The 13,242-nt window shown below is 39.3% G+C and carries 20 protein-coding genes; 3 read left to right on the forward strand and 17 right to left on the reverse strand.

Features of this window, described 5'->3' with window-relative positions; translation table 11 throughout:
* Position 1: 1 nt before the first annotated feature.
* The 9 genes from IGK61_RS11360 to IGK61_RS11400 form a co-directional block, all read right to left on the reverse strand.
* Positions 2-679, reverse strand: coding sequence for a putative HNHc nuclease (locus IGK61_RS11360; RefSeq protein WP_438844856.1), 678 nt, complete (start codon positions 677-679; stop codon positions 2-4).
* 5 nt (positions 680-684) lie between these two features.
* Positions 685-1,281 (reverse strand): ERF family protein, encoded by a 597-nt coding sequence (locus IGK61_RS11365; protein WP_010747478.1) that lies wholly within the window; start codon positions 1,279-1,281, stop codon positions 685-687.
* Positions 1,278-1,613 (reverse strand): hypothetical protein, encoded by a 336-nt coding sequence (locus IGK61_RS11370; RefSeq protein WP_438844857.1) that lies wholly within the window; start codon positions 1,611-1,613, stop codon positions 1,278-1,280. Before IGK61_RS11370 ends, IGK61_RS11365 begins: the two co-directional genes overlap by 4 nt.
* Positions 1,614-1,672: 59 nt before the next feature.
* Positions 1,673-1,801, reverse strand: a complete 129-nt coding sequence (locus IGK61_RS11375) for a hypothetical protein (protein ID WP_255200964.1) — start codon at positions 1,799-1,801, stop codon at positions 1,673-1,675.
* 135 nt (positions 1,802-1,936) lie between these two features.
* Positions 1,937-2,119, reverse strand: a complete 183-nt coding sequence (locus IGK61_RS11380) for a hypothetical protein (RefSeq protein ID WP_438779403.1) — start codon at positions 2,117-2,119, stop codon at positions 1,937-1,939.
* 131 nt (positions 2,120-2,250) lie between these two features.
* Entirely contained in the window at positions 2,251-2,577 is a 327-nt protein-coding gene (locus tag IGK61_RS11385) for a DUF5406 family protein (protein ID WP_438844858.1), read from the reverse strand.
* A complete protein-coding gene (locus IGK61_RS11390) occupies positions 2,574-3,005 on the reverse strand; it encodes a hypothetical protein (protein WP_438844859.1) in 432 nt (143 codons plus the stop codon). The genes IGK61_RS11385 and IGK61_RS11390 overlap by 4 nt, the downstream gene beginning before the upstream one ends.
* A gap of 14 nt (positions 3,006-3,019) precedes the next feature.
* Positions 3,020-3,340 carry a DUF771 domain-containing protein gene (locus IGK61_RS11395; protein ID WP_438844860.1) on the reverse strand — a complete coding sequence of 107 codons (321 nt, stop codon included), beginning with the start codon at positions 3,338-3,340 and terminating at the stop codon, positions 3,020-3,022.
* 98 nt (positions 3,341-3,438) lie between these two features.
* Entirely contained in the window at positions 3,439-3,648 is a 210-nt protein-coding gene (locus IGK61_RS11400) for a helix-turn-helix transcriptional regulator (protein WP_438844861.1), read from the reverse strand.
* Positions 3,649-3,774: 126 nt separating this feature from the next.
* On the opposite strand from IGK61_RS11400, the gene IGK61_RS11405 reads away from it, so the two are divergent.
* The 3 genes from IGK61_RS11405 to IGK61_RS11415 all read left to right on the forward strand — a co-directional run bounded on the left by IGK61_RS11405 (position 3,775) and on the right by IGK61_RS11415 (position 5,808).
* Entirely contained in the window at positions 3,775-4,101 is a 327-nt protein-coding gene (locus IGK61_RS11405) for a helix-turn-helix domain-containing protein (protein ID WP_081116258.1), read from the forward strand.
* Between the two features lie 17 nt (positions 4,102-4,118).
* Positions 4,119-4,586, forward strand: coding sequence for an ImmA/IrrE family metallo-endopeptidase (locus tag IGK61_RS11410; RefSeq protein WP_081116259.1), 468 nt, complete (start codon positions 4,119-4,121; stop codon positions 4,584-4,586).
* Between the two features lie 100 nt (positions 4,587-4,686).
* Positions 4,687-5,808 (forward strand): site-specific integrase, encoded by a 1,122-nt coding sequence (locus IGK61_RS11415; protein ID WP_270274328.1) that lies wholly within the window; start codon positions 4,687-4,689, stop codon positions 5,806-5,808.
* A gap of 202 nt (positions 5,809-6,010) precedes the next feature.
* Here IGK61_RS11415 and IGK61_RS11420 read toward each other — a convergent pair whose 3' ends face one another.
* The 8 genes from IGK61_RS11420 to IGK61_RS11455 all read right to left on the reverse strand — a co-directional run bounded on the left by IGK61_RS11420 (position 6,011) and on the right by IGK61_RS11455 (position 13,242).
* Complete coding sequence (locus tag IGK61_RS11420) at positions 6,011-7,192, reverse strand: GNAT family N-acetyltransferase (RefSeq protein WP_074536762.1); 1,182 nt, start codon at positions 7,190-7,192, stop codon at positions 6,011-6,013.
* Between the two features lie 60 nt (positions 7,193-7,252).
* The gene (locus IGK61_RS11425; protein ID WP_015510041.1) at positions 7,253-7,666 is read right to left on the reverse strand and encodes a DUF3284 domain-containing protein; all 414 of its coding nucleotides are present in this window, start codon (positions 7,664-7,666) and stop codon (positions 7,253-7,255) included.
* Entirely contained in the window at positions 7,666-7,851 is a 186-nt protein-coding gene (locus tag IGK61_RS11430; protein ID WP_010749336.1) for a DUF3188 domain-containing protein, read from the reverse strand. The genes IGK61_RS11425 and IGK61_RS11430 overlap by 1 nt, the downstream gene beginning before the upstream one ends.
* A 42-nt stretch (positions 7,852-7,893) precedes the next feature.
* The gene (locus IGK61_RS11435) at positions 7,894-8,115 is read right to left on the reverse strand and encodes a hypothetical protein (protein WP_010749335.1); all 222 of its coding nucleotides are present in this window, start codon (positions 8,113-8,115) and stop codon (positions 7,894-7,896) included.
* 87 nt (positions 8,116-8,202) lie between these two features.
* Positions 8,203-9,639 carry a PTS sugar transporter subunit IIC gene (locus IGK61_RS11440; protein WP_074536763.1) on the reverse strand — a complete coding sequence of 479 codons (1,437 nt, stop codon included), beginning with the start codon at positions 9,637-9,639 and terminating at the stop codon, positions 8,203-8,205.
* A gap of 81 nt (positions 9,640-9,720) precedes the next feature.
* Complete coding sequence (locus tag IGK61_RS11445) at positions 9,721-10,038, reverse strand: PTS lactose/cellobiose transporter subunit IIA (protein WP_005229473.1); 318 nt, start codon at positions 10,036-10,038, stop codon at positions 9,721-9,723.
* Positions 10,039-10,075: 37 nt separating this feature from the next.
* Entirely contained in the window at positions 10,076-10,393 is a 318-nt protein-coding gene (locus IGK61_RS11450) for a PTS sugar transporter subunit IIB (RefSeq protein WP_005229471.1), read from the reverse strand.
* Between the two features lie 134 nt (positions 10,394-10,527).
* Positions 10,528-13,242 (reverse strand): sigma 54-interacting transcriptional regulator, encoded by a 2,715-nt coding sequence (locus IGK61_RS11455; protein ID WP_010749333.1) that lies wholly within the window; start codon positions 13,240-13,242, stop codon positions 10,528-10,530.

Consider the following 13,242-nt stretch of genomic DNA (forward strand, 5'->3'; position numbering starts at 1 on the left):
GTCATCCCCCTATCTTTAATTTCTTTATCTCGTCTTGATTCAGTTTGATGCCAATAACGTGATACTTGTTTTTAAACTCTGTAATCCCCATCTGATGCTTCTCGGTATGATGGGTTCTGCAAAGTGCTGCAAAAGTAAATTCTGTGTGATCTACTTCTTTCCGCTTACGTCTTCCCAAGGCTTTGTCAAAGTGATCGATGTCAGCGTTCTTTTTACCGCAAATGCAGCAGGTTCGATTCATTACACATTTATAGAAAAAGTACTGTTCATTTTGTGGCGGAATCTCATAGCCTTCACGAAATGGAATGTCATTTGCGAAGATAAAATCTAGTATCAATTCATCTAATGTTGAGACTTCATCGACTGTGTTCTCCGAATGATTCGATAAGCTGATGTTCTTCCCTGTGAAGTATCGAAATTGCCAATAGAACACGTCTTTAAGGCTCTCTAATGGTTCGCCAGTGTAAATGTATATGTCTTGCATTAAAGCGAACGTGAAGCGTCTCTGTTCGACTGTGAACCCTCGTGGGTCTTTGATGAATATTTCCGCTTGTCTCTCGCCGTCATATCCATCAAAGATTGTTTTAAGTCGTTCGATGTTTAGCGACTCTTTGAGCTGAAATGTGACTTTGTCCCCATCAACATTTGTTATTTTTGCTAGATACGAAAGATTGTTCATTTACATCACTTCTTACTGTTTAAGTAGTTTAAAAGTTGACCCATTTCTTCTGCGCTTAAAGATTCAATTGATTTTCTTTTTAATCCGATATATTTAAAAGCTGCTTGTTGAGCCTGATCGAAAGTCATAGCATTTTCATCAGCAAGAGTTTGTATCTTTGTTTTGGCAACTTGAATATGAGTAGAAGAAGCATTCTTTGGTGCATTTTTTCCGCTAACTTCGTTTGCATCATCGTCAATATCACTAGCTACTCCGAATGCCGCAGCCAATACATACCGTCTTGCATAAGTTTCAGCTGATCCAAATGCCTGAGCATCAGCTTTGGTTGTCGGCACTGTTAATGGTTCAAATAATAAGTATTGCCCAGATTCATGTAAGATGTATGTTGCTACTGATACAAAGTTCCCTTCGCTTGTTGCTTCTTGGGTGTAGGTGATTCCTGTTCCTTCAAGAGCATCATCTATGGCTTTAATAACACCGTCTAATGTCACATATTTGCTTTTGAAAAATGGATTGTTTGCATCTTTTTTAGGCTGTACAAGCTGTTGTCTGAACTTAACCAATCCTTTTACAATTTCATCAATACTTTCACTTAATTTCATTTAAACTCCCCCTGTCTTTGTTTCAACCATTCTTCGCCACTTACAAGCCGCAATGTGCTAATCATTAGTGATTCGGGTCCAAATTCATCAACCATTTTTAAAAAGTTATCTTGTTGTAAAACGTATTTTGCCATGGTTCCGTTGCTGTTTTCTCGATAACCTATAAACATCCAGTCTGATTCGTGTACGATCGTTTCGTTGTCGTCCTCGTTCCAATGTGCAGAGGGATCAACATCATCCTCTAATTCATTAGATGAATGGATATTAGGCATAACATGACTGGTTTCGTCTTGTAATAATCTGTCGTAATCTGTTGCGATATAATCTGACATCTTCCCACTCCTCTCGATTTGTGGTAAACTTAGGTAAATATTTTTTCGTTTCTGACTGACTATAGCTTGCCTGCTAGTCGGTCTTTTTGTCGTTCAATATTCTGCCTTGACTGAATCAACGGCTTGTTGTGCTTGTACCAGCGATCAGCAATGATTTTTCCGATACGTAGCGCTTCAGCTCTGGTCATACTACTTAACCCTCGTGATCCAAATCAGGACTACCAACAGAACAACATTCAAGCCGAGACTTGCATAAGAAATTGCCTGCAATTGGCGTGCTTTATAAAATAAGTCAGTTGTTAAACTTGCCAACCATATCTTGTTCACTTTAATCCCTTCTTTCTTATTTCATCTAAATGATCATCAAAAGCCTTGCGGCGACGTTCTATTTGCTCATCCATTCGTTTATATTCTTTGTGCATATGCACCAACATAACTATGGTAAAGACAAGCAACAGGATCACCCAAGTAATTGCTAAGATGAAAATTACATTTACTAATGTCATGCTGACTCCTCCTTGAAGTATCGATCGATCAAAGCGAGTGCTTCTTCTCTTGTTGAGACGGTATGCTGCATTGTCGATTCGTTCGTTTCTATTGAGATAGTGATTGATTTAATCATTTTGTATTCACTCTCCTACTCTGGTTTGTGCGCAATAATTTCAACACCAACAATATAATCGCCTAGACTGTCGAATTCATCTTGTACAAGTGTAGTGTCGCCTTTATCGTTAGTAAGCTCCATAGAGAACCAATCTTCATCAAGGTCGCGAAAATTAACTGGGTTATCCTCGAAATTAGCATCATATAGATCATATGAATCAATAGCTATTAATGATAAACCCTTAGTGTTACCGCCCACTTTGTAAGTAACGTATCCTTTGTAATCCCAAATCATAAAAGAAACTTTAATTGTGTGTTCAGCCCATGAAATATTCGGGTCATAAATAGTCAACTCTTTCATTTCCCCAACTCCCCTACTTTTTGATCCGTATACTGTCTTAACTCGCTCACACGCTGTTCTAACTGTTCCTTGTCGTTTTGCACTGTGTTCAACTGTTGACGCAAGCTATCGGCTTCCTGTTGCTTTGTAGCGATCTCCTGTTGCTTTTGTTCGATTTCTCGTTGCTTGGCTTCGATTTCCTTCTGCTTGTCCGATTTGATTTGTTCGATTTCAGCTTTCAGCTGATCCTGTGTACGAGTGTTTTTGGATAGCTGTGATTCAAGTTCCGACACACGCTGTGATTTCGTTTGTCCGTATTGCAAGACAGTGTTGAAGTTCGCCTTGATCGTGTCCAAATCCTGAAATGCGTTACTTGCTGCATATCCGATAACTCCGCTACCTAGTGCTAGTCCGATGATTGCTGTTGTTTTTGCTAGTTTGTTTTTCAATGTGTTTGCTCCTTTTATTTAAGAATTTCTACGAAGTTTTCTTCTAAAAAATCTAATGTTTTTGATTTCAAAAAAAGATACTTGTCATTGCCTTCCCCTGGGTAATACACAAACCCTTCAGATGATTTTGAGATGTCGATTCGATTTCTATATCTAGGATTTTTCAAAACTTTCTGACTAAACCAATCATATTTTCTATTTATGCGATCAAGCACTTCTTTTAATGTCATCCACCGACCTAAACTATCCGCTTGAAGTAACTCCTCATACTCAACCTTAGAAATGATCACATAATCTTCTGGCACAGGTATCTTTGCTTCCAAAAATTGTTGCACGGGATCACTCTCCTATCATTAAATTACATATTTAAAAAATAATGTAATTACCACTTGCGTAATTTTAAATTACGTTTTATAATAAAAAAAGAAAGTTGTTAGTCCGAAAAATCATTTTCCCATAACTTTTCGAATGATGTTTCAAGCAATAAAGTTAGGTTGATCGCTAATTTAAAGCTTGGGTCTACTCTGTTGGCTTCAATATTTCTGATGGTCGTTTCTGTTACACCAGACATTTCAGCTAATTTGCGCTGAGTAAGAGATTTAGATTTACGTGCCTCTCTAAAAGGCAATCTAGGGTTACACATTTTATCACCTCTATTCATATCAAATTTACGTAACTGCTAATTACACTTTTGATTATAAATGGTAAATGATAATTACGCAACCCTTTTCTTTATTTTTTTGTTAAAAATAACTAAGAGGAGATTATTATGAGTACATTTGCATTGAGATTAAAGGAATTAAGATCGAATAAAAAAATGTCACAAAAAGAACTTGCTGACTTTTTAGGAATGAAAAGAGAGAATATATCAAATTATGAACGAGGAACCGTAACTAAAATCCCTAGTGATGTATTAGAGAAACTTTCATCGCTATTTGGCGTGTCAGTTGATTATTTATTGGGTAGAGAAGACTTTGAGAGAAAATTAGGTGCCCACGGAGAGCTTTTAGCCGCTCATATTGACGATGATGTTTCGGAAGAAGATATGGATGATATTTTAAGATATATAGAATTTAGAAAGAATAATCCTTTATAAGATAAGCAGGTGGAATGATGCAGGTTTATGAAGAGTTAATGGCTAATTATCCATACTTAGATTTCAAGTTCGACCCTCTTATGCCGGCTAAACATAAAGGCATGATTATGGGGAAAACTGTTTATATAAATCCAAATCAGGAATACAAAGAGTTAAATGTTACCGTTGCTGAGGAAATAGCGCACTACTTAACTGGATCAGGGAATATAATCGCACAAGATTCAATCGAGAAACGTAAGCAAGAGCGATTAGCGAGAGATATAGGTGCTGCAATACTAGTAACACCTAAGGATATAATTGATTGCTTTGAAACTGGATGTAAAAGCGTTTGGGAATGTGCAGAACATTTGAACATTACTGACCAGGCATTCAAAGATGCTGTGAAGTTCTACGCTAGGAAGTTTAGAGGGATTATGACAGAAGATAATCATATTATTATTTTTAGAGAAGACGGAACTGTAAGTGTATTTAAATCAGTTCAATAAAAATGCACGCTCCACTTTCGACGGGAGAGCGCGCAAAAACAAATAAACAGTAGGCTTATTTGGTCATGCCTATTGTATCAAAGTTGAGGAGTTGAATCAATTGGCAGTAAGAAAGCGTGGCAAATCATGGCAATTTGAAATATCATATAAAAAAGCTACTGGTGAATATAGCAAAATAAGAAAAGGTGGCTTTAAAACCAAAGCTGAAGCCAAGGAAGCAGAAATAGAAATGTCTTACAACCTAGGCCGAGGATATCAGGCTGACAAAAATAGCCTTACGTTATATGACTTTTTTAAGAACTGGATAGAATTGTATAAAGAAAATTATGTATCTGAAATAACTTACAGGAAATATTTAAACACATTGAGTGCTATCAAAGAATTGTTTCCTTATACCACATTATCGAGCCTAGATAAAGCCAACTATCAAAAATCGTTAAACAGTTACGCCAAAACACATGCCAGATCTACAACCGCTAAATTAAACAATCATATAAAATCAGCGCTAGATGATGCGGTAGAACAAGGATTAATTCTCAGGAACCCCACTTATAACGTAGTGATAAAAGGTCTTCCCAGCAAGCCTGCAGAGAGTAAATACCTTAACTACCACGAGTTTCAGGCACTAATGCAACTCTTAGAAACTCGAATAAATCCCACCTACGCATCCCCATTCTTGCTTTTCTTTGCTGGGGCAACAGGTATGCGATTAGCTGAACTCATGGGATTAACATGGTCTGATATAGATCTTGATAAGGGAATAGTAGATGTTAATAAGACGTGGCTTTATAAATTAAACAAATTTGGACCAACTAAAAATCCATCATCAATAAGAAAAATTTCGATCGACAACAAAACATTATCCATACTAAAGAAATATAAAAACGATCAGGAACAACTTATCAGCAACATTGGGATTGATAATCCTAAAAACTTCATATTTTTTAATATTAAAAACGGTCCAGTCTCGCAAAATGCTGTAACAAAACAACTGCGGGTAAGATTGAAAGAGCTTGGTATAGATAAACCACTTAGCATACACGGCTTGCGCCATACACATGCTTCGGTGCTTTTATATAAAGGAGTAAACATACTATCAGTTTCAAAAAGATTAGGACATGCTGATATCAACACAACTATGAAAACATATTTGCATACAATCAAAGAGTTAGAAGAAAAGGATAATGCCGCTATTAAAAACATCATGGAAAATATCTACTGATTATGTGCCAAATTCGTGCCAAATATTTCCGATTGCTATCTTTTTCTAGCTAACTAATTATTAATAATAAAAGCAAAACGTCCCCTGCCGACCACAGTCGAATGCTGTGATCGTTGGCAGGGAACGTTTTTTGAAGAAAAAGATTCCTTATTTTTAAGGAATCTTTTTTTGTTGGAAAGCAAATACCTCTGCCTCGATTTGCTTAGAAATAATCTTCCAGAATCGGCTTTCCGTCTGGTAAGTTTTCCTGAATCATCACTGCAGCTTCCTTCTCCGTTTCCATTTGCTGGAAAAAGACCAAGGAATCAAGGGATTGTGCCTTAAAGAACAGTTGCACAAAACGCTGAATCGACAAGGTTGCTTTTGGCAGCTGGGTGTCCGTCGTTTTCGTGACATGATGCTGAGCGTTTTCGATCGTCACTTCATAACACCCATTATTCCATGGGGCATATGCATCCCCTTGAATTTCTATGGCAAAACGACCAGCTTTTTTCAACGTAAATGGATAGCTTTTTAGAAACCCTTCCACATCGACGACTCGTGCCATCATGTCGGGGCGCACTTGGTAGTGAGCCAATGGTTTGGCTGCATTTACTTGCAGGACTTCCCCATCAAACCCTGGTCGATAATGGATCTGCGCTACTGAATCTGCATGGGAAACGATAAACCGATTGAATCCTTGATATGCGTCAGCGGTCAAATAGCCCCACTCTTGAATATCAAAGCGTCCTCCTTCAACAAAGTAGATCAAATACCCTTCAGGAACGCCCGCTTCATTGCGATAAATCGCAAACGTATACGGTCTGCGCAAAACAAACTTGATTTCTTCCCACCAGGCTTGGCGAATCAGCCCACCTTTTTGATGGCGAGGCAATTGATGATAAATCTCGTGAATGATCGGCTGTGCTTCCTCCCAATTCATGCGTTGAATCCTTCCGTTCACTTTCTTCCCATCGGGCCATTGATGCGCATCAACTTCATAAACGGTGCGTTCAAAGGTATATTCAAACCCATATCTGCGATAAAACGCAAAGGAGAAAGGTGCCAGATAGGACAGAACGATTTTTTGTTCATAGCAATCTTTAATGATTTGTTTCATGATCCGATCGATCCGACCTTGGCTGCGATACTCTGGATACGAAGCCACAAAACCGATCCCTGCCATTGGATAAGTCGTTCCATGAAAATTCACATCAAAAATAGTTGCCATGATTTGGCTCGCTAGTTTTCCACCCTCGTCGTAGGAACCATAATTCCATGAATTCTCCGCAAGCTTGCGATAGCGCTTGATATTTGTTTCATTCAACTCCCACTGAAAGGCATAAGAAACCAATTCCAGTACTTCTTGCGAACCGAATTCGGTCATTTTTTTGACATCTGTCATTCCTTCATCTCCTCTACTTGAAAACACGCAAGAAACGCAAAAAAGGCGTCAGTCGACCCCTTAATATGCTTCTTCCATCATACTCAACATTTTTTTAAATTGCTTGCGTTTGAAATATCCTAGAATGGTGCCTAAGAGCATGTCATTCAATTGCTGCATGAAGCCATGTGATTTCATGGTTTCCGTATAAATGACTTTACTGCTCTTTTCATCAAGCGGCGCTACTTCATAGCGAGCGACAAATTCATTTTTCGTCGTTTCTGTTTTGAATTGATAAACTTGATTTTCAATGATTTCTTCGATCTCTATCTTCGCACGACTCGTAGTAGAAAATTCCTTTACATATTGAAATCCTGCCAGTTGCTTTCTAGAAAGTGTTTTTCCAGTTGCTTTTCGTACGTCAAAGATAACAGAATCCATAATTTGATCGTAAAAGACATTTGCTGGAATCGATAAATCTTTTTCAATTCTCATTAAGACTTCCTCCTATCTGACTCTTCGGCTTTCTTCTTTCCTTTCATGAATAAAAGACTGCCAGAAATAAGCAAGAAAATACCTGTTGTAAAACTGAATATATCTAACTGCTGATTACTTGGATTCATACTGTATAGGACTACGAGTAGACCGATACTACATATAAACAAGCCGTTTTTTATCATTTTCAATCATCCTATCTATTCGTTGATCCACAGAGAACCTACTCAAACACCGACTGCTTGAAAGTATAAAACAGAACCCCAAGGCTGTGCTTTGATCAATTCTTTTGCTTTTTTTGCCGCCGCTTCTGAATCGGAAGCTGTGGTAGTAAAAATAAGTTTAATCCCTTGTTTTTCTTTGAATGTAAAAGAAATTCCATCTTCGTTATATCCTTCAAGTAATTCTTTGATGGCATCTTGCTGCATTGCGCTTGCTATTGAAATCATATTCTTTTCCTCCTAAATAATCAATAATAAAAGGAGGAGCTGCTTTACTTCAAGCGAAGCCATAGCAGTTCCTCACAATCTACAGGTCTATTCGCCTAGTTTTGGATCAATTTTATTTGCTGAAATAACGAACGGCGCCCAAATGAAGAATGTAACGACCATACATACCAACGTTACGATTGGGGCACGCCAGTCAGCTCCTGTTGCCAAGAATGATAGCAACATTGGTGGAACGACCCACGTTACTTGTTGTGAAACAGGTGCTACTAAACCAAAGTATGTTGCTAACCAGCCGATTGAAGTGGCTACTAGCGGTGCGATAATGAACGGAATAAACATGATCGCATTCAATACGATTGGCAGACCGAACATTACCGGTTCATTGATGTTGAATACACCAGGTCCGATTGACAATTTTGCAACAGTTAGATAATCCGCACGTTTTGATAGGATCAAAATAGCAATCAGCAATACAATTGTACCGCCTGAACCGCCAAACCAAGCAAATGAGTCAAAGGATCCGCGTACCCACATATATGCCTTGCCGTCTTCGATTGCGGCAAGGACCGCGTTTGTCCCAGTTTGTCCTTCATATCCTTTTTGGAAGATATCGATATTGATCAACTGCGCTTGTCCCCAGATACCTTCTAAAACTGGAGCCAGTACGTTTGGACCATGGATTCCGAAGAACCAGAAAATTTGAACAAAAACAGTTACGATCAATACTGCGCCAAGTCCTTGAGACAAGCCCAGGAATGGTTCTGCAATATATTTTTGGACAAGGTCAATAATTAATTGTCCATCAGTTAGTTTACCGACAATAAAGTTAATAATAGCAATGACATATAAGGCGATTGTTGCTGGCAAAATCGCAGCGAACGCTTTCGATACTGCTGGCGGTACTGAATCAGGCATTTTGATAGTGATATCAGCTAACATCAATTTACAGAAAATAATAACTGAAATAGCCCCCATGATCATTACGGTAAAATAAGCGTTTCCGTTTAGATGATCGAGTTTCAACCAACCCCATCCACCTGCTGTAATTGCATCTGCTGTTGCAGACCATCCGGAAGTTGCTGACCCAGTATTGATTTCATCCATCAAAGCTGTTGGAACAGCTGTCGCCACAGAAGTGCTGTATGAAAAAGCAATCCCTTGAATCAGTGTCGCTACCCCAACGATCCCACCTGCGAGATCATTCACTCGATAAGCACGAGCCAGATTATATCCCCAAGAAAAGGCAAATACTAAACCAGCAACAGCCAATGTACCATTCCATACGAAGCCATTGATACTAATAATTTCACGAATAACTGGAATGGTACTGGCATCATAACTCGGCCAGAATTGCGGTGGTAAGTCACGAATGATCGCGTTGATCATTACTGCGATCGAACCAGCCATAGTAGCGGGCATTGTTCCGATAAAGGCATCACGTAATGCAACTAAGTGCTTCTGGGCTCCAATTTTTGCAGCTACAGGGAGAATATACTTCTCCATCCAACTTGTTAATCCATCCATTCTTAATTCCTCCTATAAGTTCTATTCGTCAAAGAAGATTTTTTGATTCATCGACAATAACTACTTCTATCCGTTCAAAGATTATTCGTTATTTAGACGTCGATAGACATCAATGATTTCTTTCGCTAAATCGGTAAATGCGATTGACGTCATTAGGTGATCTTGTGAATGCACTGTCAACAATGTCACGGTCATATGATTGCCTTGCGCTTCTTGTGTCAATAATCCTGTTTGCGAATGATGCGCTTCCACAAGAGATGCTTCAGCATCTTTGATTTTTTGGTCAGCTAATTCGAAGTCCCCTTCTTTTGCTGCCGCGATTGCTTCCATTGCGTCACTTTTTGCATTACCACCATACATGATCAATCCCATAATGGCTTCCAAATTTTGCTCATCCATCTTTAAAAATCCTCCTTACACTTCGATCCTAAAAATCTTAGTTCATTAATGTTTCTGCTTGTTGCAATACTTTTTCGCCGTTCATCATGCCATAGTCTGCCATGTTGATCACGTCCAAAGGAATGCCTTTTGGTGCTAGTTTTTGTTCAAATTGTGATTTCATGAATCGTACTTGTGGGCCTAATAATAGAACATCGACTGGTTTCGACTCCAAATGTTGGTCGGCTTCTGAAGCTGAAACAGCAAAGATATCTGCTTCCATTCCTTTTGCTTCGGCTGCTTTTTGCATTTTCGTCACCAATAGACTGGTACTCATTCCTGCTGAACAAACAAGCATAATCGTTTTTTTCGCCATCGCGTATCCGCTCCTTTCTGTTGTAAGTTACACTTTACTATAAAGCAAAAAGCGTGCCAAAAAAAAATAAGTCCAGACCTTTATATATCAATGGTCTGAACCAATTTTTCTTTTGCACACTCACGGATTTATCATTACACACTAATATTGTGTGCGGATTCATCATAACTTTTTATTTCATTTTCTAAGAACATTTGTGTTAAATAGGCGATCTCATCTTCAGAGATTTTGATTTGATAGTTTTTCTCTATCTGCAATAAATGAGTTCGCAACACATCTGTTTCGATACGATAGCGTTTTTGGAAGGCCGCCAAATTGGGGAAGGTACGGGAATGTTCCTTCTTCAATAAACTTTCCACTAGAAAGGCTAAATGAATCACTAAGCCCGCATCAACGGTAGGTTCAACAATCACATGCAATTGATTTTGAATTTGATGAACGATTCGCTGCAGACTTTCGATCAGATGATAGACGGACCCCACATGCGTTAAGGTATTTTCTAATGAACGTACGATTTTTTCAATCGGCACTTCATCTGAAACGATCCGCTTCAGCACATTCAACCGATTGTCATCAAAGACATCATAGGCGGAAAAGAACGGGATATTTTGATAATCGATCTCGACGGTGCCCGCAATGGCTTTGATCTCATATTCTTCTAGCAAGCCATCAATATGTTTCTTGAAGGTTTCTTTTTCAATAAATTGCATTTGAATGATCTCGACTTTTGATTGATCGACGACGGGATAAATTCGTTGATAAAGTTTGGCAGCGACACCTTCTCCAGTAAAGCAAGTGACGATGACTGCTTTTTTATTCCCCTTCGCTTCGCGAACTGTGCGGAACTGTTCTTGCACGATGGTTTCAAAAGAACGCTGAATGTTTTGATAAATGTCTTCTAAACTTCGGCCACTTTCCGCCATTCGCAAAGCCTCTAAGACGATCATCGTACTGACCATCGAGATGGCTTTCGTACGAATCCCGGTCTCTTCAGAAATCAAATTCGCAAATGAATTGAGGGAACCCATATCAGTTAAAAGCAATAAGCCGTTGCTCATCTTTTCCTTATTGTCAGTGACATAGTTCAATAGCTGTTCATACATTTGACCGACTTCCATATCTAAAGACATATTCATCGCTTTGCCGTGGTCAGTTTCAAGCAGCTCTTGTGCCGTTTCCAACATACTGCTGGCAGTCGCCTTGCCGTGCATCAAGACAATGATCTCGACTTTTTCAAGGGGGAGCTGTGAGGGTTGTTTGACTTGAATCGCTAAAAACATACTGATAAAGCCGATCTCATCGAAGGGGATCTCGACATGGCGTTCTTCTTCGATGATGGTCGATAGATCCATTGCCACCTGGAACTCGGATTTCAAGTTTTTTCTGACTGTATTCAAATCTGGGTGAACGATCATATGTCCTTCCTTGACACGTTCCAGTGTACTTTGCAGATGCAGTGCAAAGGCAAAGCGGGCTTTTTCACTATAGGTTCGAGACAATCTTTGCCCAGCTAGATCATAAAGAACATTTGTCAGTTTCCAAATGTCTTCTGGAATCAGTTCTTTATGAACGGGATTTTGGATCAATTCTTCGACATACTTTTCAAAGTACGCATCGACATCTTTAGAGATCAAATTTTCTAGATCGACATTGGCTACGCCCGTTTCAATCAGTGAGCTGACTTTTTCTTCGATCTCATTATACACTTGCATATTCCGTTGTGGATCACGAGACCAGACGACATCTGGGTCGCCAGGTTCAAAACTTAGAAAGTCGCCTTTGCCATCTAAAAACCGATCCAAGCGTTCCGACATTTCTTTGATCTTCAACAAGCCTTTTTGAACTTGCAAGGAGCAGTCGCCTTTTCGTATCAGCAAGTGTTTTTTTCCATAGGTTCGATAATGCAAAAATGCTTTGGCACAGACGAGTTTAAGGTCTCGCTTGATTTGACCAATGTTGCCTTCTGCATCATAGAGCATAAAGGCCAATATCGCATCTCGTTCGACATCGATTCGTTGATTTAGACGGGTCGCCTCTTGCTTGATAAACAACGAAATGATTTCATACCGTTCATCTAAGGAACGACTTTCCACATTTGGCAAAGTAATAGCCATGGGAATTCGCCGATTGAAGGTCGTTAAAAAGGTTTCTGATGATTCCGTGGTGGCACCGATGATCTGCACGGCGGCTTCATGAACTTGATTACTTTCCCCTAATGGACGGTAGATCCCTTTATCAATGAAGGTAAAGAGCATTTCTTGGCCTTCTGGCGGCAGTCGATGGATCTCATCTAAGAACAGGATGCCGCCATCGGCTTTTGCCATAAGTCCTGGACTATCTTCTGCAGCACCTGTGTAGGCGCCTTTTTTGATGCCAAAGATGTGACCAAACAACAATTGCGGATTTTGTGCATAATCCGCACAGTTAAAGGATACGAATGGGGCATCTTTTTCTAACATATTTGATTCAACCGCAAAGTGATACATACATTCGGCAAATAAGGATTTACCGGTACCTGTCTCACCAAAAATAATGGTATGGAGTCCTCTAGGTGGATATAAGATCGCCGCTTTGGCTTGCTGGATACTTACTTTCAAGGAAGCTTGGACTCCAACCAGACTTTCAAAACTAACTTCAGAAGAAACATCCACATGGACCGTTTCTTCTAAAGGCTCATAAACAACCGGACGGCCGGAACGTTTGCCGATTTTCTTTTCTTTATAAAGCTCACTGAGATAACGGCTTGCATTGCTGCGATCGATTTGTAAGATTTTAGCGACATCAACTGCGGTCAACCCTTGCTTATGCAGTTCGATCGTTTGAAAAATCTCTTCTTTTCGCGAATTCAT

This window comes from Enterococcus sp. AZ063 (assembly GCF_051715045.1).
GTDB lineage: Bacteria > Bacillota > Bacilli > Lactobacillales > Enterococcaceae > Enterococcus_D > Enterococcus_D casseliflavus.

Coding starts and splice junctions, on each gene's coding strand:
- IGK61_RS11410 (WP_081116259.1), top strand. CDS start 4,119: ATGCAGGTTTATGAAGAGTTAATGGCTAATTATCCATACTTAGATTTC.
- IGK61_RS11435 (WP_010749335.1), bottom strand. CDS start 8,115: ATGATTTCAATAGCAAGCGCAATGCAGCAAGATGCCATCAAAGAATTA.
- IGK61_RS11455 (WP_010749333.1), bottom strand. CDS start 13,242: ATGAATTCGCGAAAAGAAGAGATTTTTCAAACGATCGAACTGCATAAG.
- IGK61_RS11420 (WP_074536762.1), bottom strand. CDS start 7,192: ATGACAGATGTCAAAAAAATGACCGAATTCGGTTCGCAAGAAGTACTG.
- IGK61_RS11365 (WP_010747478.1), bottom strand. CDS start 1,281: ATGAAATTAAGTGAAAGTATTGATGAAATTGTAAAAGGATTGGTTAAG.
- IGK61_RS11385 (WP_438844858.1), bottom strand. CDS start 2,577: ATGAAAGAGTTGACTATTTATGACCCGAATATTTCATGGGCTGAACAC.
- IGK61_RS11425 (WP_015510041.1), bottom strand. CDS start 7,666: ATGAGAATTGAAAAAGATTTATCGATTCCAGCAAATGTCTTTTACGAT.
- IGK61_RS11380 (WP_438779403.1), bottom strand. CDS start 2,119: ATGACATTAGTAAATGTAATTTTCATCTTAGCAATTACTTGGGTGATC.
- IGK61_RS11440 (WP_074536763.1), bottom strand. CDS start 9,639: ATGGATGGATTAACAAGTTGGATGGAGAAGTATATTCTCCCTGTAGCT.
- IGK61_RS11405 (WP_081116258.1), top strand. CDS start 3,775: ATGAGTACATTTGCATTGAGATTAAAGGAATTAAGATCGAATAAAAAA.
- IGK61_RS11445 (WP_005229473.1), bottom strand. CDS start 10,038: ATGGATGAGCAAAATTTGGAAGCCATTATGGGATTGATCATGTATGGT.
- IGK61_RS11360 (WP_438844856.1), bottom strand. CDS start 679: ATGAACAATCTTTCGTATCTAGCAAAAATAACAAATGTTGATGGGGAC.
- IGK61_RS11400 (WP_438844861.1), bottom strand. CDS start 3,648: ATGTGTAACCCTAGATTGCCTTTTAGAGAGGCACGTAAATCTAAATCT.
- IGK61_RS11375 (WP_255200964.1), bottom strand. CDS start 1,801: ATGACCAGAGCTGAAGCGCTACGTATCGGAAAAATCATTGCTGATCGC.
- IGK61_RS11430 (WP_010749336.1), bottom strand. CDS start 7,851: ATGATAAAAAACGGCTTGTTTATATGTAGTATCGGTCTACTCGTAGTC.
- IGK61_RS11370 (WP_438844857.1), bottom strand. CDS start 1,613: ATGTCAGATTATATCGCAACAGATTACGACAGATTATTACAAGACGAA.
- IGK61_RS11450 (WP_005229471.1), bottom strand. CDS start 10,393: ATGGCGAAAAAAACGATTATGCTTGTTTGTTCAGCAGGAATGAGTACC.